The sequence below is a fragment of the Mycobacterium seoulense genome (genome assembly GCF_010731595.1).
Classification (GTDB): Bacteria; Actinomycetota; Actinomycetes; order Mycobacteriales; family Mycobacteriaceae; genus Mycobacterium; species Mycobacterium seoulense.
The window spans coordinates 1618990-1637338 of the sequence record NZ_AP022582.1 but is presented as its reverse complement, the minus strand read 5'-3'; the positions used below and the strand labels follow the sequence as shown (position 1 = coordinate 1637338).

Genomic DNA, 18349 nt, shown 5'->3' with positions numbered 1-18349 from the left:
GACGTCGACCCCATTCAACAGAGCGTTCTACTTTCGGCCCGTTTAGGCGCGTGCCGATTTCGAACCGGTGACGGAAGAACAACGGTTCAAGACAACGGCGATTTGTCCCGTACCCTTTTCATGGCAAACCTAGAAAGGAAATCGATGAGCGATTCTCTTTCGAGGGGAATGGCGCGGCGCGACTTCCTGGCAAGAACAGCTTTACTCAGTGGCTCCGCCATTATCGCGCCATGGATCTCTCCCGTGAAAGCCAGCGCTGCTCCAATTGGCGCGGCCGCCCTGTCTTCGACGGGTTTCGATCCGGCTTTCGCCCTCAATGTGGCCATCCCCTTGGCTTTCTCCGCGTACAGCGCAATGTCCGGCGGCCCGTTGAACCTTCCGCCGGGATATCAAGCGACGGCGCTGATCCTGGGTGACCGTGCTCTCGCCGCCGCATTGGCCGCCCAGCATCCCGTGGCAGCCAAAATGGTGTTGCGAAACAACATCTTCGGCCTGATTGGCAATAACCTCTCCACCGGTACCGCATTCGTGGCGTTTCGTGGCACGGCCGACCTCGACGACGTGCTCACGGACTTGGACATCATCGCCACGCCCTACGGATTCGTTCCCAAATTCGGATGCGTGCAGAGTGGCTTTCACGCCCTCTACCGCATGTTGCGCGCCAGCATCGTGGCCAACCTGGGCGCCGCGTGCGCGGGGTGCACGGACCTCCTGGTCATCGGACACAGCCTGGGCGGGGCGCTTTCCGTTGTCTCCGCGCCCGACATTTTCGCGAACATCCCGCCCAATCTCGCGCCTCGCCTCATCACCTTTGCCGGGCCAAAGTCTGGGCTCACCGATTTCGTCAACCCATTCAATGAGACCATCGCCTCCTGCTACCGAGTGGTGAACTATTCCGATCTCATTCCGTTGCTACCGCCGTGCCCCTACGAGCACGTCGGCGCCGCGATCTACATCAACAGCGGTGGTCTCGGCGCACTATGGCGCCACAGCCTTTACGCCTATCGGCAAGGGCTGCAAAGGTTGGTGGGATGAGCGCCGGGTGACCCCAGCCGTCATGGCGCGCGGGGCGAAAGGCTCGCCATCGAATGCTCGGTACTGCACGATGCTGACGTGACCACACAACGGTTGACCGCCGATCAGCGGAACTCATTCATCGCGGCATCGTTGGGCTGGACGATGGACGCCTTCGACTACTTCATCGTCGTGCTCGTCTACGCCGACATCGCAAAGACCTTCCACCACAGCAAAGCCGAGGTCGCCTTCGTCACCACGGCCACCCTGATCATGCGCCCGGTGGGCGCGCTGCTGTTCGGGCTGTGGGCCGACCGCGTCGGCCGCCGGCTGCCGCTGATGGTGGACGTGATGTTCTACTCGGTGGTGGGCTTCCTGTGCGCGTTCGCGCCGAACTTCACCGTGCTGGTGATCCTGCGGCTGTTGTATGGGATCGGCATGGGCGGCGAGTGGGGCCTGGGCGCCGCGCTCGCCATGGAGAAGGTCCCCGTCGAGCGCCGCGGGTTCTTCTCCGGGCTGCTGCAGGAGGGCTACGCATTCGGCTACCTGTTGGCCAGCGTCGCCTCGCTGGTGGTGATGAACTGGCTCGGCCTGTCGTGGCGCTGGCTCTTCGCCCTGAGCATCGTTCCTGCGCTGGTCAGCCTGATCATCCGGTACCGGGTGGAGGAGTCCGAGGTGTGGGAGGCCGCGCAGGATCAGATGAAGCTCACCAGCACCAGGATCCGCGACGTGCTGCGCGACGGGGCGATCATCCGCCGGTTCTTCTACCTGGTGCTGCTGATGACGGCCTTCAACTGGATGAGCCACGGCACCCAGGACGTCTACCCGAGCTTCCTGACGTCGACCGCCAACCACGGCGCCGCCCTGTCCAGCGCCACGGTCAAGTGGATCGTCATCGTCTACAACCTCGGCGCCATCATCGGCGGACTGGTGTTCGGCACCTTGTCGCAGCGGTTCAGCCGCCGCTACACCATCATTTTCTGCGCGCTGCTGGGGCTGCCGATCGTTCCGCTGTTCGCCTACTCACGCACGGCTGCGATGCTGTGTCTTGGTTCGTTCCTGATGCAGTTGTGCGTGCAGGGCGCGTGGGGCGTGATTCCCGCCCACCTGACCGAGATGTCACCGGACGCCATCCGCGGCCTCTACCCCGGCGTCACCTACCAGCTGGGAAACCTGCTGGCCGCGTTCAACCTGCCCATCCAGGAACGCCTGGCGGAGTCGCACGGCTATCCCTTTGCGCTCGCCGCGACGATCGTGCCGGTGCTGATCGCCGTCGCCTTCCTGACCTTTATCGGCAAGGATGCCACCGGAATTCGGTTCGGCACCGCCGAAAGCGCTTTCCTGCCAACCGAAGTGACGTGACCACTAGTCGGCGGCGCTCAGCAGGCGCCGCAGCAGGTGCATCGCCACCGTCGTCGAGCGCTCCCGGATGTCGGAGCGGTTGCCGGGCAGGCGCAACGTGCGGGTGTCCTTCCGGCCGTCCCCGAGCGCTACCGTGAAACACACCGTGCCAACCGGCTTTTCGGGAGTGCCTCCGCCCGGGCCGGCGATACCGGTGATCGCGACGGCGGTGTCGGCGCCGAACCGGCGTAGCGCGCCGGCCGCCATCGCCTCGGCCACCGGCTCGGATACCGCACCGTGCGCCTCGATCAGCGCCGGGTCCACACCCAGCAGCTCTGCTTTCGCGTCGTTCGAGTAGGCCACCACCCCGCCGGCCACGTAATCCGACGATCCCGGCCGGTCGGTCAGTCGAGCAGCCAGCAGCCCGGCGGTGCAGGATTCGGCCGTCGCGATCCGGCGACCGGTCAGCGCCCGGGCGACCAGATCGTCCACCGTGGAACCGTCTTCGGAGAAGAGCTGCTGAGCATGCCGGTCGCGCACCAGCTGCATCAGCTTCCCGTAGCTGGCCGCGGCGTCCGGCTCGTAGCGCGTGACCATCTCGACTTCGCCCCGCCGCAGGCACGTGGTGATCTCGAGCGAGTCGAAACCGGGTACCGACGCCTCGGCGTCGCGCAGCGTCTCGGCCAGACCCGACTCGGGCAGCCCGAACATCCGCACGGTGTCCTGCCGATAGAGCGTCCGGCCGGCGATCGCCTGCTGGGCGGCCGGCGTCTCGATGGCCCGGCTCCACATCGGCTGCAGCTCCCGCGGCGGCCCCGGGAGCACGATGACCGTCGGCGTGCCGGGGACGACGACGCCGGGCGCGGTGCCGACCGGGTCGAGCACCTGAGCTCCGGCGGGAATCATCGCTTGCTTGCGGTTGGCGGCGCGCACCGCTTCGAAGTCGACGCCCTCGAAGCGGGCCATGAGTTTCCTGAGGATGTTCGCGATCTTGTTCTCGGTGTCGTCGTCCAACACCAATTCGCGACCGCAGAACCGGGCCACCACCTCCACGGTCATGTCGTCGGCCGTGGGCCCCAGTCCGCCGCTGGTGACGATGAGGTCCATGCCCTGCTCGGCCATGAAGTGCAGCTGCGCCTCGATGTCGGCCGGGCGGTCGCCGCAGATGGTGATGTGCGCCAGCTCCACACCCAGCTCCAGCAGGCGGTCGGCGATCCACGGACCGTTAGCGTCTTGGACGCGCCCGGTGAGAACTTCGGTTCCGGTGACGACGATGCCTGCGCGTGCGCTCACCGCCATGAGCCTACTGGCAGGGCCGCAAGGCGGAGCCGAGCCACGGCAGCGCGCTGCGGGACGCCGTTGCGGGCTAGAACAGCTAGCCCTCCTCGAGGTAACGCTCGACGGAGGCGACCTTCCGCGTCATCGCGTCGCTGACGCCGGCCCGCCAGTCCGCCTTGATCACCGTGCTGACCCGGGGCGCCCGGGCGGCGACCGCCTCCACCGCGCGCTGCACGACCGCCATCACCTCTTCCCAGGAATCGCCTTCGATGACCGTGAACATCGCATCCGTCTGGTTGGGCAGGCCGGATTCGCGAACCACCCGGACCGCTTCGGCGACAATCTCCCCGACACCCTCGCCCACACCCATGGGCGTGACGGAGAACGCGACAAGCACAGACACTCAACGAGCCTACCCAACCCTCCCGAGGCGGCCTGGCAGCATCAAGGCCCATGCGGGTCTTGGTACAACGGGTCGCGTCGGCGGCGGTGTCGGTCGCCGGCGAAGTGGTGGGCGCCATCCGGCCGGACGGCCAAGGCCTGCTGGCCTTCGTCGGCGTCACCCACAGCGACGACTCCGACAAAGCGCGGCGGCTGGCTGAAAAGCTCTGGTATTTACGCATTCTCGCCGACGAGAGGTCCGCCGCCGACGTCAACGCGCCGATCCTGGTCGTCAGTCAGTTCACTCTGTACGCCGACACCGCCAAGGGCCGGCGACCGTCGTGGAACGCCGCCGCTCCGGGCGCGGTCGCCGAACCGCTGGTCGCGGCGTTCGCCGATGCGTTGCGGCGGCTGGGCGCCGAGGTCCAGACCGGGATGTTCGGCGCGGACATGCAGGTCGAATTGGTCAATGACGGCCCGGTCACGGTGCTGCTGGAGCTCTGATGCGGCGACTGCGGGTACGTTGGACATCGACTTTCGCGGCCGCATGACGACGGGAGGGGCGACCATGAGCACAACGCCCGAATTCGGTTCGCTCCGTTCCGACGATGACAACTGGGACATCGTCAGCAGCGTCGGTTACACCGCCTTGCTGGTGGCCGGATGGCGCGCGCTGCACGCCATGAGCCCGCAACCGCTGGCCCGCGACGACTTCGCCAAGGTCTTCGTCGCGGCGTCGCGGGATCCGTATCTGGCGGGGGTGCTCGCCAACCCGGGGAGCTCCGAGGACGAGATGGCCTTCCCCCGCCTCTACGGCGTGCAGACCCGGTTCTTCGACGACTTCTTCCTCGCCGCCGGCGCCGCGGGCATCCGACAGGCGGTGATCGTGGCCGCCGGCCTCGATTCCCGCGCATATCGACTCGAATGGGTACAGGGCACAAGGGTTTTCGAGATCGACCTGCCGAAGGTGCTGGAATTCAAGGCACACGTGCTCGCCCAGCACGGCGCGAAACCCAAGGCCCCCAGGGTCGAGGTCGCCGCCGACCTGCGCACCGACTGGTCGAGGGCGCTGGAGGCGGCCGGCTTCGACGTGGAACGGCCGAGCGCCTGGTCGGTGGAGGGGGTGCTGCCCTACCTGACCGACGAGGCCCAGAACACGCTCTTCACCCGGATCAGCGGGCTCAGTGCGCCCGGCAGCCGAATTGCCGTCGGCGCGTTGGGGTCTCGCCTGGACCACGACCAGCTGACGGCCTTGGAAGCGGCGCATCCCGGCGTCAACGTGTCCGGCGATGTCGATTTCTCCGCCCTGACCTACGAGCCCCAGACCGACCCGGCGGAACGGCTGGCCGCGCACGGGTGGGCGGTGGACCCCGTGCGCAACACGCTCGACTTGCAGGCCGGTTATGGGATGACCCCGCCCGACGTCGACGTCAAGATCGACAGTTTCATGCGGTCCCAATACATCACGGCGACGCGGTAAGGCGTGGTCGGCATGGCGCCGGTCACCACCGGCAGTTGCTACGGCGTCAGCAGGATTTTCACGTCGTCGCCCGATCGCGACGCCGCCGTCGCGTAGGCCTTGGACGCTTCCCCCAACGGCAGCGTCGTGGTGAAGATGCCGTCGACGTCGAGCCGCCCGGACTGCAGCAGCGGGATCAATTCCGGCCAGGTGCGCTGCACCGGCGCCGTGGTCATCCGCAGCGTGATGCTGCGGATCAGGCAGCCCAGGGCGTTGAGCGGGAACGGATTCATGTCGTGCACGCCGACCACCGAGACGGTGCCGCCGGGCCGTACCGCGTTGAGCGCGTCGGTCAGGGAGGCATCGGTGGCGACGGCATCGATCACCGCGTCGGCGCCGCGGCCCCCCGTCGCCGCGAGGATGGCCTCGAGCGCTGGCGCCTTGAGGGGCGTTGCGCCCCACCGGGCGGCGCGGTCCAGCCGCCCCTGGACCTGATCGACGGCGAAAACCGTTGCGGCGCCCTGAAACAGCGCGCTGCGCAGCGAACACAGGCCGACCGCGCCCAAGCCGACGACCGCCACGGTGCCACCGTAGGGAATGTCGGCGCGTTGCGCCGCCGCCCAGCCGGTGGCGAGGTTGTCGGTGAGTAAGAGTGCCTGTTCGGTGCTGATGCCTTCCGGCATTTTGAGCAGCTGGAAGTCGGCCGCCGGCACGGCCAGCAGGTCGGCCTGGGCGCCGCCGAGCACGCCCCCGCCGAAGATCTGGAAGCCGTTGTGGCACATGACCGGATCGCGGGTGGCGCACCCGGCGCAGGCGCCGCATCCGGTCACCGACGACACCATGACGGGGTCGCCGACCTGGACCGTGCGCACGTCGCGGCCGACTTCCACGACGGTGCCGATCGCTTCGTGGCCCAGCGCGATCGGGTCCGGCATCGGGAAATCCGCCTCGTAGAAGTGCAAATCCGATCCGCAGATGCCGGCCGCGGTGACCTCGACGATCGCCCCGTCGGGGCCGGGCAGGGTGGGATCGGGCCGGGTGTCGACCCGGATGCTGTGGGGCCCGTCGACGACTACCGTACGCATGGTGGCGAGCTCACTTCCATTGCCGGACGACGAATTGTGACCAGTCGGGCTCGCGCACCGCGGCCCAGTACTCGTTGAGGCGCCACGGGCTGACGGTGTGGATCTCCCCGTCGGCGTTCTTGAAGTAGGAGTGTTTGACCGCGGGGTGCGCCCACACCATCTTCTTGATCTGGTTCTGGGTGCGCTCATGCCAATCGGTGGCGGCGTCGGGCTTCGGTTCCATCGAGTGCACGTGCGCCTCGGCCAGCCGCGCCAGGCACTGGTCGATGTAGCGCATCTGCAGTTCGGACTGAAAGATCAGGCTGCCCCCGTGCGCCAGGTGGGTCCCGGGCCCGTAGATGATGAAGAAGTTGGGGAACTTCGGAACGGTGATGCCGAGGTAGGCGTACGGCCGGCTCCCCCACAACTGGTGCAGGTCCACCCCGTCGCGGCCGGTGATCTTCAGCGGCCACAGCACGTCGGTGTGCCGGAAACCGGTGGCGTACACGATGACGTCGACCTCGTGCGTCACGCCGTCCTCGGTGACGATGCCGCGGGGCGTGATCTGGCGGATCGGTGTGCGCACCAGTTCCACGTTGTCCCGTTGCAGTGTTTGCAGCCAGCTGCCGTTGTCCTGCAGGGTCCGTTTGCCGCAGGCCGGATAGTCGGGCATCACCTTGCTCAGCAGTTCGTCCCGTTCACCGACCTGACTGGTGATCCACTGGGAGAACATCATCTGGGCGGCGGCGTTGATGTCGCTGACGGCATGGTCCTGGTCGGCATAGTCCGGGTCGCTCTCCGCGGCGTCCAGACCCTTGTCGGAGCCGGGCCAGAGCACCAGGAAGCGGTACCACCGTCCGTAGTACGGCAGGTGGCGCATCGCCCAGCGCATGCCCTCGCCGACCTCGTCGTGATACATCGGGTTGGGGAACATCCACTGCGCGGTGCGCTGGAACACGGTGAGGTGCTCCACTTTCGGGGCGATCGCGGGGGCGATCTGGAAACCGCTGGCGCCGGCGCCGACCAGCGCGACGCGCTTGCCGCTCATGTCGACGGAGTGGTCCCAGGCGGCGGAATGGAACGACGGGCCCGCGAACGTCTCGGCCCCGGCGAAGTCGGGAATGTTGGGCCGGTTCAACTGACCGACGGCCGTGATCAGGGCGCGGGCGCGTACCGTGCGCGTCTGGCCCTCGGCGCCGCGCAGCCGGATGCTCCAGGTGGCGTCGTCGTCGACCCACTCGGCGGCCAGCACCTCCGTATTCCACAGCACGTGCTCGGCCAGGTCGTGCTTATTCATGACCCGGGTGAAATAGTCCTGCAGCTCGTGCTGCTCGGCGAAGAAGTGCGTCCAGTCGTTGTTGGGTTCGAAGCTGTAGCAGTAGAAGTGGTTGGCCACGTCGACGCGGGCTCCGGGATAGCTGTTCTCCCACCAGGTTCCACCCGGCCCGGGGTTCTTCTCCACGATGGTGAAGGGAATGTTGGCCTGCTTGAGCCGGATTCCGGCCAGAATGCCCGATTCGCCGCAGCCGACGACGAGAACCGGGACGTCTGCGGCGCTTTCCGGCGGCAGGGCCGGCGGGCGGCGCGGATCGACGCCGTCGAGGTCCATCTCTTCCAGGACCAGGGGCAGGTAGTCGTCACTCACGTGCTCGCAGGCCGCCCAGTCCATCATTTCCCGGATGAGGTCGACGCCGAGCGGTTCCGGCTCGGGACATCCGCGGTCCCGGTAGTCGGTGATCACCGGCAAGGCCGCCGCCCGGGCCCGCGCCTTGTCCTCCTCGGACATGAATCCCTGGATCTCGTTGAGGAAGACGCCCATCTGCTTGAAGTCGCGGATGAAGCGCGGGTCGCCGGTGATGTGCACGAGCGACAACAGCAGCGTCGGAATGCTGACATCCGCCAGGGCGGCTTCGATCTCCGCCGTCGACGTGGTGAAGGGAACGCCGGCGTAGGCGCTGCGCATCGAGCCGATCCTCTCGGTGAACGGGGCCGCAATTACGCTACTAGCCGTGTCGTAATTGGCAGCACTACGCTACCCGCTGGCGAGGGAGCGGATCAATAGCGTGATCGCTACGGCGCGTCAGCGTCCTCGTCCCTGCGTCTTGCGCACTCGCCGCCTATGTGGTTCGTGCCGTTAATCCGTAATGCGGCTCGCCACCAATCACGTGAGAGCCGTCGCCGGTTATGTCTCGTGTCCAGAGTTCCGTAACGGCCACAGAAATGTCGCTACGGTCGATGGTATGGGGAGCGGCTTGTGATCACGTTGGACCGCTTAGTGAATGTGTTGGGCGATTACGGAGTCCGCCTTAAATGGTCATCTGTGCCGCGGTCGACGGAATTGCGCAGCGTCGTCATCCACGAGTCCGTCGGAAACCGCGCCGTCGTCGGCGATGTCTTGTTGGCCATCGGTGCCGACACGGTGACCCAAGCTGTGCATTGGGCAACCTCGGCTCGGGCCACCGTGGTGCTACTGCGCGGCCACGGCCAAGAGGTGACCTTCGCCGGTGCGTCCGACGACCTCGCGATCATGGTTGTCGACGAGGAGATGGCCTGGAGCGAGGTGGCGGCGGTCGTCTATGGGCTGGTGCTGGAGGGCCGTGAGACAGAGTCCGGTCGTGGTCCCACCGATTTGTTCGCGCTGGCGGACAGTCTGGCCGACGCCATCGGCGGTGCACTAGTTATCCACGATCGGCTGTTGCGGGTGCTGGCGTATTCGAGGCAGCAGCAGGACGCGGACTCTGCGCGGGTGGCGACCATCCTGGAACGACAGGCACCGGAACAGCTGCGCGCATTATTCGAGGCCCGCGGAGTCTTCGCGCACCTGGCGGCCTCCGACGATCCACTGTTTGTCGCCGAGGACACCGAGCAGGGGATGACCGGCCGGATGGTGGTGGCGGTGCGCTCGGGACGAGAACTCCTCGGGTCGGTGTGGGTCGCGTGCTCGGCGCCGCTGGACGGGGTCGCGCTCATCGCCTTGGCCGACGGCGCGCACACGGTGGCCTTGCATCTGCTGCGGTCACGAGCCAGCGCGGACCTGGAGCGCCAGGTCGAGTCCGAGCTGGTGATCCGGTTGTTGGAGGGCGCCGCTGACGCCGCCACGCTGGCCAGCAGGCTGGGCCTGCCGCACAGTCAGTTGCGGGTGATCGCACTCCAAGCGTTCACCAGCACCGAACGCGATGCCCCTCTTCTGCTCGCGTTCGAGCGCGCCACCACCGGGTTCGGTTGGTCACGTCCAGGCCGCAGCGCCTTGGCAGGCAACACCGTCTACACCGTGCTTCCCGGCGACCAGGTAATGACGGCCCGACGCTGGATCACCGGCTTGCGGGCGGCCCTACCCGAGCGGGTAACGGTGTTGGCCGGCATCAGCGGGGTAGCCGAGGTGGCGGACCTCGCAGCCGCCCGCCGCGAGGCCGATGAGTGCCTCGCGCTGCACGAGGCGACGTCGCGGGTCACGCCTCCTGCTTACGACGAGTCATGGGATGAAATCCTGCTGCAGCGGCTGCGCATCGGGTCGCGGTCAGGCCGGTCCCCCGACCGTGGACCGGTGGCCGAGCTGCGTCGCCACGACCGCGCCAACGAGACCGACTACGTGGCGACGCTGCGGGGCTGGCTGGAGGCCCAGGGCGACCCGGTCGAGGCCGGTCGGCGTTTGGGAGTACACGAAAACACGGTGCGATACCGGCTACGCAAGATGGCCGAAATCACCGAGCTGCCGTTGGACGACGCCAGAAAGCGGCTGGCCATGATGATCGACCTCGCGGTCGCGGACGACGATTAACCGTCGACGCTATCGAAATGCAACAAAAGGCCGCGACGCCATTGTTGAGTTTCCGCAAAGCCTGCCGGGCCCACTCACGCCACGATGAAGCCATAGCGACCCGCCGACAGGAATCAACCAATGACTACCCCGCATCCCAATTGTGGCCGGCCGACGGGCCATCGGTCGGACGAAGACACGGCGTTGGACACCTTTACCGTGCGCTTGCCGCGGTGGCGATTTGCGCAACTATTTGGCTTCAACCCATTGGTACGCATCGGAGATCGAGTCGAGGCACTCGTTGTGGTGCTGGCCGTGGTCATCTCGGTCATTGCCGTGCCGATCGCTGCCGCCGTGGGCACCGTGGTCTACGACTCCCGCAGCCGCCAATACGCCGAGCGGGCCCAGATCAGTCGCGTGGTCACCGGGACAGTCACCAGCCTCAAGGTCGCCTACCACGAATCGTTAGGACCGACGATCACCGTACTTGCCCGATGGGTTGATGGCGGGACCGAACACACCGGCGCAGTGTCGGCGCCTCGGGGAGTCACCATCGGTGATTCGATCGACATCTGGGTGGGTGAAGACGGTTCGCATGTCGGCCCACCCCCCGAAACCGCTGGCGACGAGGCAGTGGCGGCCGCATTATTGACCTGGTTCGGCGTGGCCATCGCGGCAGGCGTGCTGGTCGCCGGTACCCGGGCGGCCTTCAACCGGGCCCGCCACGCGCAATGGCAAAAGAACTTCGACAATCTGGTCGTCGACGGCGACGGGCACACCAACCAGCGCTAAACCCACTACCCGTATCGTCGCCGCGACTTTCCCGCCGCGGCGTCCGGTGCGGGTCCGAGATTCGCGGTATCGGCTTCCAGGCCACGATCACGAATCCGCGTTGTCGGATGGCGACAATCGACCACCGCGGTGTTGTCCGGTTCTGGCAAACACTGCAGCTTCCATTCACGCCACCATGGGAATTGACGACCAAAGTTCACGCCGAACAGTCCGCCTCCGGCCGGCAACCCGAAGCCCCTGCGCGAGTTCGATCCGCTGCGCCGAAAACGGACGCTGACACCCCGCGATAGCCGCGGGTTCAAACGCGCCGGAATTTGCCCACCACGGGCCCTGCGGGTCGTCAGTGGCGGCTGCCCGCATTGGGCCCGCCCCTGACGACACTCCTCGACAAGAGAAAGGACACCACCCAAAATGACTAGTACCGAACGCATCTGGATGACGCGACTGGACTACGCGCGACTGCACAATGAGCTCGCCGCGCTGCGCTCGCGGCGCAGTATCGAAGTTCCCGACGACTTCATGGATTATGACGCGAATCTCGTCGCGGGCTACGCGGCGCGACGTGCACGCATATGCGAGATTCAGGATCTGCTGACCAACGCAGTCGTCGGTGAGGACGCCGTCGGCGCTCGCATCGCCGAACCGGGCATGGTTCTTACCATCCGCTACGACGCCTCCGGCGAGACGGAAACCTTCCTGCTCGGCCGGCGTTTCGGCGAGGGCGCCGACGTCACGGTCTACTCGACGCTGTCGCCGCTGGGCCACGCGATCGCCGGCGCACGTCCTGGCGAGCAGCGCATCTACCCGCTCCCCGACGAGAGGGGACGGCTGGTGACGCTGCTAGAGGCCGTGCCGTACGAGATGTACGTGGCGAAAAACCCCGACCACAGGCCGCCACCGCGACGCAACGGTGACCCTCGGGCGCCAGAGACCACCACAACGACAGGCAAGCAGCCGAAACGAAGTAGGCGTCAACGACATCGCGTCGCGGCGTAGATCGGCTGGCGGCATCAGCGACCAGGCGCCATTCGTGTTGTGCTACAACGACATACGTCGTGTAGTGGCATTCACCAGCCGTTCAATCCGGCATGGCTGACGGCCCGAGGCAGTGGTGATCGCATGATGTTCGAACTAATCGACCCGGTGGCGATGGTGTTTCTTCTGATGGCGGTGATCGGCCTCATGATGGCCGTTGCGTACGGGCGAATGTAGTCGCCGAGGAAATCGATAGTGCCCAATGTCCCCACGGCTGGGCTGCTGGTGCACGCGCGGCGGTCGCACCAGGTACGCCTGCAGTCAGGGCTGCCGTCTAAGACGGGGCGGCACCACGAAATGTGTCGGGCGCGTGAACGTGGCAGTGCGCATCGAGAACGAGGCCAAGCTGATTCCACTTCGACACGGTGCTGAGAAACAATGGATCCACGTCGAGCGAGTGCTCCCAGTGAGCCGGAGATGGAGGAGCGTCATGGCCTCGTTGCTCACGGCCTGCGCCGGGTTCCTGTTCGCCGTCCTGTGGATGGATCTGATATTCGACGTGCAGGTGCTCCGGTTTCGTTCTGCGCCAGCTGATCTGCCCGAGCCTGTGCTCGCATCCGTCGCGGCTTACTACCACCGCGCCACCACCACGTCCCGCCCGATGAGCCGGCTCATCGCCCTCGTCATGGTGATCCTGTTGGCGGCGTTGACCTTCCAGTCCGCCCGCGGCCTGGAACCGTGGTGGCTGCTGGTGCTGTCGGCCGTCCTCGCGGGGATTCCGATCATGCTGGCCCTGACGCAAACGGTTCCCGACGCGGTGCGACTCGGGCGCCGGGTGGACGATGCGCCCGAGCAGGCGCGGCTGGCCAGGTCGGTCTGCCGGGATCATCTCGTGTGCGCCGGCTGCATGTTCGCGTTCGTGGTGCTGTGGGTTGCCCACAGCGCGGCAGTCTGACAGCCAGCGACGGGTCGTAGTGACAAAACGCAGGTCAGGACCCGCTGGCCACGTCAATGGGGTCCGTACTAAACTAGAACACGTTTCAATTCGGCCGGGTCCCAGGAGTAGGCATGCACACCGCCATCTGCGATGAGCTAGGTATCGAGTTTCCGATCTTCGCGTTCACCCACTGTCGTGATGTCGTGGTCGCGGTCAGCAAGGCCGGGGGGTTCGGCGTGCTCGGCGCGGTCGGCTTCACCCCGGAGCAGCTCGAGATCGAGCTCAACTGGATCGACGAGAACATCGGCGACCACCCGTACGGGGTCGACATCGTCATTCCCAACAAGTACGAGGGGATGGACTCGCACCTGTCCGCCGAAGAGCTGGCCGAAACGCTGCGCAAGATGGTGCCCCAAGAGCACCTGGACTTCGGCAAGAAGATCCTCGCCGACCACGGCGTGCCGATCGAGGACAGCGACGGCGACAGCCTGCAGCTCCTCGGTTGGACCGAGGCGACCGCCACGCCCCAGGTCGAGGTGGCGCTCAAGCACCCCAAAGTGAAGATGATCGCCAACGCGCTCGGCACCCCGCCGGCGGACATGATCAAGCACATCCACGACGCCGGACTCAAGGTGGCCGCGCTGTGCGGCTCGCCGTCGCAGGCACGCAAGCACGCCGACGCCGGCGTCGACATCATCATCGCCCAGGGCGGCGAGGCGGGCGGGCACTGCGGCGAGGTGGGCTCCATCGTGTTGTGGCCGCAGGTGGTCAAGGAGGTCGCCCCGGTGCCGGTGCTGGCGGCCGGCGGTATCGGCAGCGGCCAGCAGATCGCGGCGGCACTGGCGCTGGGTGCCCAAGGGGCGTGGACGGGCTCGCAGTGGCTGATGGTCGAGGAATCCTCGAACACCCCGGTTCAGCAGCAGGCGTACGTGAAGGCGGGTAGCCGCGACACCGTGCGCAGCCGGTCGTTCACCGGCAAGCCGGCCCGCATGTTGCGTAACGACTGGACCGAAGCGTGGGAGCAGCCGGACAACCCGAAGCCGCTCGGCATGCCGCTGCAGTACATGGTCTCCGGCATGGCGGTGCGGGCAACGAACCGGTACCCGAACGAGAGCGTGGACGTCGCGTTCAACCCGGTCGGTCAGGTCGTCGGCCAGTTCACCAAGGTGGAGAAGACGGCGACGGTCATCGAGCGCTGGGTGCAGGAATACCTGGAGGCGACCAACAGGCTCGACGAGCTCAACGAGGCCGCCTCCATCTGACGGCCGCTAGATTTCGTCGTCGTCGACCTCGTCGCGGCCGGTGAACATCTCTTTGGTGCGGTCCACCGCGTACGTGCCGATGTCGATCGAGTTCTGAACGATCCCGCTGGCGCCGCCGGCGATGTCGCCACGGATGATGTCGCTGGCGTGTTCCACGATGTCGGAAGCCTTTTCGACCGCGTTGGTCGCGATATCCCTGGCCGCGTCGACCGCATCCTTCGGGGTGAAGCCCATCTCGATCTCCTCTAGTCGCAGGACAGTTGCTATGACTCTAGCCCGGCCGGGCTGCGCTAGTAGTTCACCAAGGTGCGCCAATAGGATTCGGGGATCTCGGCGCCGGACCGCAAGATTCGGGCCAGCCCGACGGCCATCGCGATGCCCAGCAGGCCGAGCCACAGCCCGGCCATCCCGATGATCCCCCACAGCACCGCGGTGACGGTGGGCCACGGCGACAGCACGGCGAGAACCGGCGCGAAGAAGAAGCCCGTCCCGATGTACCACGCCGAGCCGGCACGATCGGACGCGAGGACGAACCGCAGCCAGCGCGGGATCGGCGTTGCGGCGGGCCGCGCGTCGGCCATGGCTCAGCCGGTCATCCGGCCGGCGGGAAGAACCCCGCCCCGGTGAACCATCCCTCTTGCCAGCCCCGCTCCCCGAGGCACAGCATGGGCAGCCCGGCGTCGGACTGCGCCGCCGCCTGCGGCCCAGGGCACTTCGCGCCCGCCTGCTGCACGCCGTACAGCGGGTACGAGATGACCCAGTACCCGGTGGTCGCCGCAGGGAACTGGTTGGGCGGCGGGAAGTGGCACGCCTCGGCCTGGCCGCTGGGGCCTCGACCGAAGATGAAGCGCTCGTAGTTGTCGCACGGCGCGCCCAGCGACGCCTGATAATTCATGCCCGGCACGTCGCCGTCGTACCCCGCGGCCGCGCACGGCGCCATGCCAATCGCGATGCCCGCTACAGAAGCGGCGCTGAGCAGTTCCCGAATCATGTTCCACCCCGCCTGTCGTCGCCGGTGACCTGCACCAAAGCATATCCATCGGGGCGCCGGCCACAAGACCGTATCGGCCGGCCGGGCGCGGAACGCTGAACACGTTCCAATTCGGCCCCGGCGATCTTGCCGCAATGCTTCCCAACCGTGGTGCGGCAATGGTTTATTTGCACAAAGACGACTAGACCACTTCGTCATCGAGGAGCGGGCCATGCCAACCGTCGAGCCAACCGCCAAGCCGGTCCCCAATCTTCCGCCCGGATTCGACTTCACCGACCCGGACGTCCACGCCGAGCGGCTGCCGGTGGAAGAGCTGGCCGAGCTGCGCCGAACCGCGCCGATCTGGTGGAACGAGCAGCCGATCGGGGCGGGCGGATTCGACGACGGCGGCTTCTGGGTGGTGTCCAAGCACAAAGACGTCAAAGAGGTTTCGCTGCGCAGCGACGTGTTCTCCAGCCTGCAGAAGACCGCGCTGCCACGCTACAAGGACGGCACGGTCGACGAGCAGGTCGAACGCGGCAAGTTCGTCCTGCTCAATATGGATGCACCCCAACACACCCGGCTGCGCAAGATCATCTCGCGTGCCTTCACCCCTCGAGCCATCGAGCGCCTGCGCGGCGACCTCGCCGAGCGCGCCCGGCGCATCGTCGAGGAAGCGGCCGCCGAGGGGCGCGGTGACTTCGTCGAGCAGGTGTCGTGCGAGCTGCCGTTGCAGGCCATCGCCGGGTTGATGGGCGTGCCACAGGAAGACCGCAAGAAGCTTTTCCACTGGTCCAACGAAATGGTCGGTGACCAGGACCCCGAGTTCGCCAGCAACGACGCCATGACCGCGTCCGTCGAACTCATCATGTACGGCATGCAGATGGCCGCCGAGCGGGCGAAGAATCCGGGCGAAGACCTGGTCACCAAGCTGGTCCAGGCCGACATCGACGGCCACAAGCTGTCCGACGACGAGTTCGGTTTCTTCGTGATCCTGCTGGCGGTGGCCGGCAACGAGACCACTCGCAACTCCATCACCCAGGGCATGATGGCCTTCACCGATTTCCCCGATCAGTGGGAGCTGTTCAAGCGGGAGCGTCCCGCCACCGCGGCCGACGAGATCGTCCGGTGGGCCACCCCGGTGACGTCCTTCCAGCGCACCGCGCTGGAGGACTACGAACTGTCGGGCGTGCAGATCAAGAAGGGGCAGCGGGTGGTGATGGTCTACCGCTCCGCCAATTTCGACGAGGACGTGTTCGACGACCCGTTCACCTTCAACATCCTGCGCGACCCCAACCCGCACGTGGGTTTCGGTGGCACCGGTGCCCATTACTGCATCGGGGCGAACCTGGCGCGGATGACCATCGACCTGATGTTCAACGCGATCGCCGACGGCATCCCCAACTTGGAATCGATCGGAAAGCCGGAGCGCCTCCGCTCGGGCTGGCTCAACGGGATCAAGCACTGGCAGGTCGACTACCACACCGTCGGCGCGGCGAAATAACCTGTCGCGCACTAGGCTAAGCCGATGCCGACACATCAAGCCGTGCGGATACAGTCCGTGGGCGGCCCACTGGAGCTCGCCGATGTCGAAACAACGCCGCCCGGTCGTGACGAGGTGCGGATTGCGGTCACCGCGTGTGGGATATGCGGGACCGACCGCGCCTTCGTGAACGGCGGCTTCCCGAACATGTCCTGGCCACTGACCCCGGGGCACGAAATTGCCGGGAGGATCGCCGAACTCGGCGACGGCGTCGAAGAGTTCGCGGTCGGCGACCGGGTGGCGGTGGGGTGGTTCGGCGGCTGCTGTTATCACTGCGATCCGTGCCGCAGGGGGATTTTCATCCACTGCGCGAACGGTAAGGTGCCGAGCTGGCACTACCCCGGCGGGTACGCGGAGTCGGTGACGGTACCGGTCAGCTCGCTGGCCCGGATTCCGTCGGAGCTCTCCGACGTGGAGGCCGCGCCGATGGGCTGCGCGGGGGTCACCACCTACCACGCGCTGCGCCAGACCAACGCCGTGCCCGGTGACCGGGTGGCGATCCTGGGCGTCGGCGGGCTCGGCCATCTCGGGGTGCAGTTCGCTCGTGCGATGGGTTTCGAGACCGTTGCCATCGCCCGTGGTACCGCCAAAGCCGAAGACGCCAGGAAATTGGGGGCCCATCACTACGTCGACTCCACCAGCGGTGATGTCGCAGAAGCGTTGCAGGCCTTGGGTGGAGTCGCGGTCGTGCTGGCCACCGCCGGTAACTCCGCCGCCATGGCGGACACCGTCGGCGGGCTGCTGCCGCAAGGCCAACTGGTCACCATCGGCGTGACCCCCGATCCCCTGCCGATCAGCCCGGTCCAATTGATCACCCCGGGGCTCAGTGTGATCGGTCATCCCTCCGGCACGGCGAAAGACGTCGAAGACACGATGCACTTCGCGGTCCTGTCCGGTGTCCGGGCCTGGATCGAGGAGTTGCCGCTGGCACAGGCCGCCGAGGGCTACGCGGCGTTGGAAGAGGGCCGCGCGCACTACCGCACGGTGCTGACAATGTGATGACGGTCCGTCCGTGACCGAGCTATGGACCCTCACCCCATCCGACGGTGAGTTGTTGATCCGCACCGGCGTCACCGGCAGGGCGGCGCGGATGGGCCATCGGCTCACCATCACGATGACGCGCTGGGAGGCCACCGTGGCTTGGGCGGGCGCCGAACCACTCACCGCGGAGTTGGCCGTCGAGGTCGATTCCTTTGAGGTGGTGCGCGGCGAGGGCGGTGTCAAAGGCTTGTCCGGCCCGGAAAAGACCCTGGTGAAATCGAACGCGTTGAAATCGTTGGACGCCGGCAGGTTTCCCGAGATCCGTTATGCCGCAGACACCATCGAGAAGGCCGGCGACGGGTACCGCCTGACCGGCAAGCTGCACATCCGCGGCAAGTCCCGAACGCACGTCGTCGATGTGCGCACCGAGGATCTCGGCGACGCGTGGCGGATGACGGTCGAATCCGCCGTTCGCCAAACGGATTACGGCGTCAAGCCCTACTCACTGCTGATGGGCTCGGTCCAGGTCGCCAATGACGTTTCGGTGTCCTTCACCGCGACTCACGCGAAAGGCGCCTGAGCCGCCGGCCCGGCG

19 protein-coding genes are annotated in these 18349 nt (G+C 66.7%); 12 read left to right on the top strand and 7 right to left on the bottom strand.

Annotation, left to right across the window (positions count from 1 at the left end):
* Positions 1-144 precede the first annotated feature (144 nt).
* Both G6N37_RS07420 and G6N37_RS07415 read left to right on the top strand, forming a co-directional pair.
* Complete coding sequence (locus G6N37_RS07420) at positions 145-1035, top strand: lipase family protein (RefSeq protein ID WP_232075345.1); 891 nt, start codon at positions 145-147, stop codon at positions 1033-1035.
* Between the two features lie 78 nt (positions 1036-1113).
* On the top strand, positions 1114-2376 hold the full coding sequence (locus tag G6N37_RS07415) for a sialate:H+ symport family MFS transporter (protein ID WP_163678058.1): 1263 nt from the start codon (positions 1114-1116) through the stop codon (positions 2374-2376).
* A 3-nt stretch (positions 2377-2379) separates the two neighbouring features.
* On the opposite strand, the gene G6N37_RS07410 is transcribed toward G6N37_RS07415, so the two are convergent.
* The gene (locus G6N37_RS07410) at positions 2380-3648 is read right to left on the bottom strand and encodes a competence/damage-inducible protein A (protein ID WP_456299212.1); all 1269 of its coding nucleotides are present in this window, start codon (positions 3646-3648) and stop codon (positions 2380-2382) included.
* An 82-nt stretch (positions 3649-3730) separates the two neighbouring features.
* Positions 3731-4036 carry an MTH1187 family thiamine-binding protein gene (locus tag G6N37_RS07405; RefSeq protein ID WP_163678054.1) on the bottom strand — a complete coding sequence of 102 codons (306 nt, stop codon included), beginning with the start codon at positions 4034-4036 and terminating at the stop codon, positions 3731-3733.
* A 50-nt stretch (positions 4037-4086) separates the two neighbouring features.
* Here G6N37_RS07405 and dtd point away from each other — a divergent pair, with 50 nt between their 5' ends.
* Entirely contained in the window at positions 4087-4518 is a 432-nt protein-coding gene (gene dtd / locus G6N37_RS07400) for a D-aminoacyl-tRNA deacylase (RefSeq protein ID WP_163678052.1), read from the top strand.
* Positions 4519-4582: 64 nt separating this feature from the next.
* On the top strand, positions 4583-5494 hold the full coding sequence (locus tag G6N37_RS07395; RefSeq protein WP_163678050.1) for a class I SAM-dependent methyltransferase: 912 nt from the start codon (positions 4583-4585) through the stop codon (positions 5492-5494).
* 38 nt (positions 5495-5532) lie between these two features.
* On the opposite strand, the gene G6N37_RS07390 is transcribed toward G6N37_RS07395, so the two are convergent.
* Together G6N37_RS07390 and G6N37_RS07385 are read right to left on the bottom strand one after the other, a co-directional pair.
* The gene (locus tag G6N37_RS07390; RefSeq protein WP_163678048.1) at positions 5533-6558 is read right to left on the bottom strand and encodes an alcohol dehydrogenase catalytic domain-containing protein; all 1026 of its coding nucleotides are present in this window, start codon (positions 6556-6558) and stop codon (positions 5533-5535) included.
* A gap of 10 nt (positions 6559-6568) precedes the next feature.
* The gene (locus tag G6N37_RS07385) at positions 6569-8500 is read right to left on the bottom strand and encodes a flavin-containing monooxygenase (RefSeq protein ID WP_163678046.1); all 1932 of its coding nucleotides are present in this window, start codon (positions 8498-8500) and stop codon (positions 6569-6571) included.
* Positions 8501-8791: 291 nt separating this feature from the next.
* Here G6N37_RS07385 and G6N37_RS07380 point away from each other — a divergent pair, with 291 nt between their 5' ends.
* The 5 genes from G6N37_RS07380 (at position 8792) to G6N37_RS07360 (ending at position 14260) form a co-directional block, all read left to right on the top strand.
* A complete protein-coding gene (locus G6N37_RS07380; protein WP_163678044.1) occupies positions 8792-10315 on the top strand; it encodes a PucR family transcriptional regulator in 1524 nt (507 codons plus the stop codon).
* Positions 10316-10435: 120 nt separating this feature from the next.
* Positions 10436-11086 (top strand): Rv1733c family protein, encoded by a 651-nt coding sequence (locus tag G6N37_RS07375; protein ID WP_426629110.1) that lies wholly within the window; start codon positions 10436-10438, stop codon positions 11084-11086.
* Positions 11087-11521: 435 nt separating this feature from the next.
* Positions 11522-12082, top strand: a complete 561-nt coding sequence (locus G6N37_RS07370) for a GreA/GreB family elongation factor (protein WP_372514654.1) — start codon at positions 11522-11524, stop codon at positions 12080-12082.
* A gap of 469 nt (positions 12083-12551) precedes the next feature.
* Positions 12552-13016 carry a hypothetical protein gene (locus G6N37_RS07365; RefSeq protein WP_163678039.1) on the top strand — a complete coding sequence of 155 codons (465 nt, stop codon included), beginning with the start codon at positions 12552-12554 and terminating at the stop codon, positions 13014-13016.
* A 113-nt stretch (positions 13017-13129) separates the two neighbouring features.
* Positions 13130-14260 carry a nitronate monooxygenase gene (locus tag G6N37_RS07360; protein ID WP_163678037.1) on the top strand — a complete coding sequence of 377 codons (1131 nt, stop codon included), beginning with the start codon at positions 13130-13132 and terminating at the stop codon, positions 14258-14260.
* Between the two features lie 6 nt (positions 14261-14266).
* On the opposite strand, the gene G6N37_RS07355 is transcribed toward G6N37_RS07360, so the two are convergent.
* From G6N37_RS07355 to G6N37_RS07345, 3 genes are read right to left on the bottom strand one after another with little or no spacing between them, the layout of a single operon-like run.
* Positions 14267-14494: an Rv1893 family protein gene (locus G6N37_RS07355; protein WP_163678035.1), complete on the bottom strand. Its 228-nt coding sequence runs from the start codon at positions 14492-14494 to the stop codon at positions 14267-14269.
* A gap of 56 nt (positions 14495-14550) precedes the next feature.
* Positions 14551-14841 carry a hypothetical protein gene (locus tag G6N37_RS07350; RefSeq protein ID WP_163678033.1) on the bottom strand — a complete coding sequence of 97 codons (291 nt, stop codon included), beginning with the start codon at positions 14839-14841 and terminating at the stop codon, positions 14551-14553.
* An 11-nt stretch (positions 14842-14852) separates the two neighbouring features.
* Entirely contained in the window at positions 14853-15251 is a 399-nt protein-coding gene (locus G6N37_RS07345) for a hypothetical protein (protein WP_163678030.1), read from the bottom strand.
* 211 nt (positions 15252-15462) lie between these two features.
* Here G6N37_RS07345 and G6N37_RS07340 point away from each other — a divergent pair, with 211 nt between their 5' ends.
* The 3 genes from G6N37_RS07340 to G6N37_RS07330 are packed head-to-tail and all read left to right on the top strand — an operon-like array spanning position 15463 to position 18334.
* Positions 15463-16734, top strand: coding sequence for a cytochrome P450 (locus G6N37_RS07340; protein ID WP_163678024.1), 1272 nt, complete (start codon positions 15463-15465; stop codon positions 16732-16734).
* Between the two features lie 24 nt (positions 16735-16758).
* Positions 16759-17772 (top strand): alcohol dehydrogenase catalytic domain-containing protein, encoded by a 1014-nt coding sequence (locus G6N37_RS07335; protein ID WP_163678021.1) that lies wholly within the window; start codon positions 16759-16761, stop codon positions 17770-17772.
* Between the two features lie 13 nt (positions 17773-17785).
* Entirely contained in the window at positions 17786-18334 is a 549-nt protein-coding gene (locus tag G6N37_RS07330; RefSeq protein ID WP_232075343.1) for a YceI family protein, read from the top strand.
* Positions 18335-18349 lie beyond the last annotated feature (15 nt).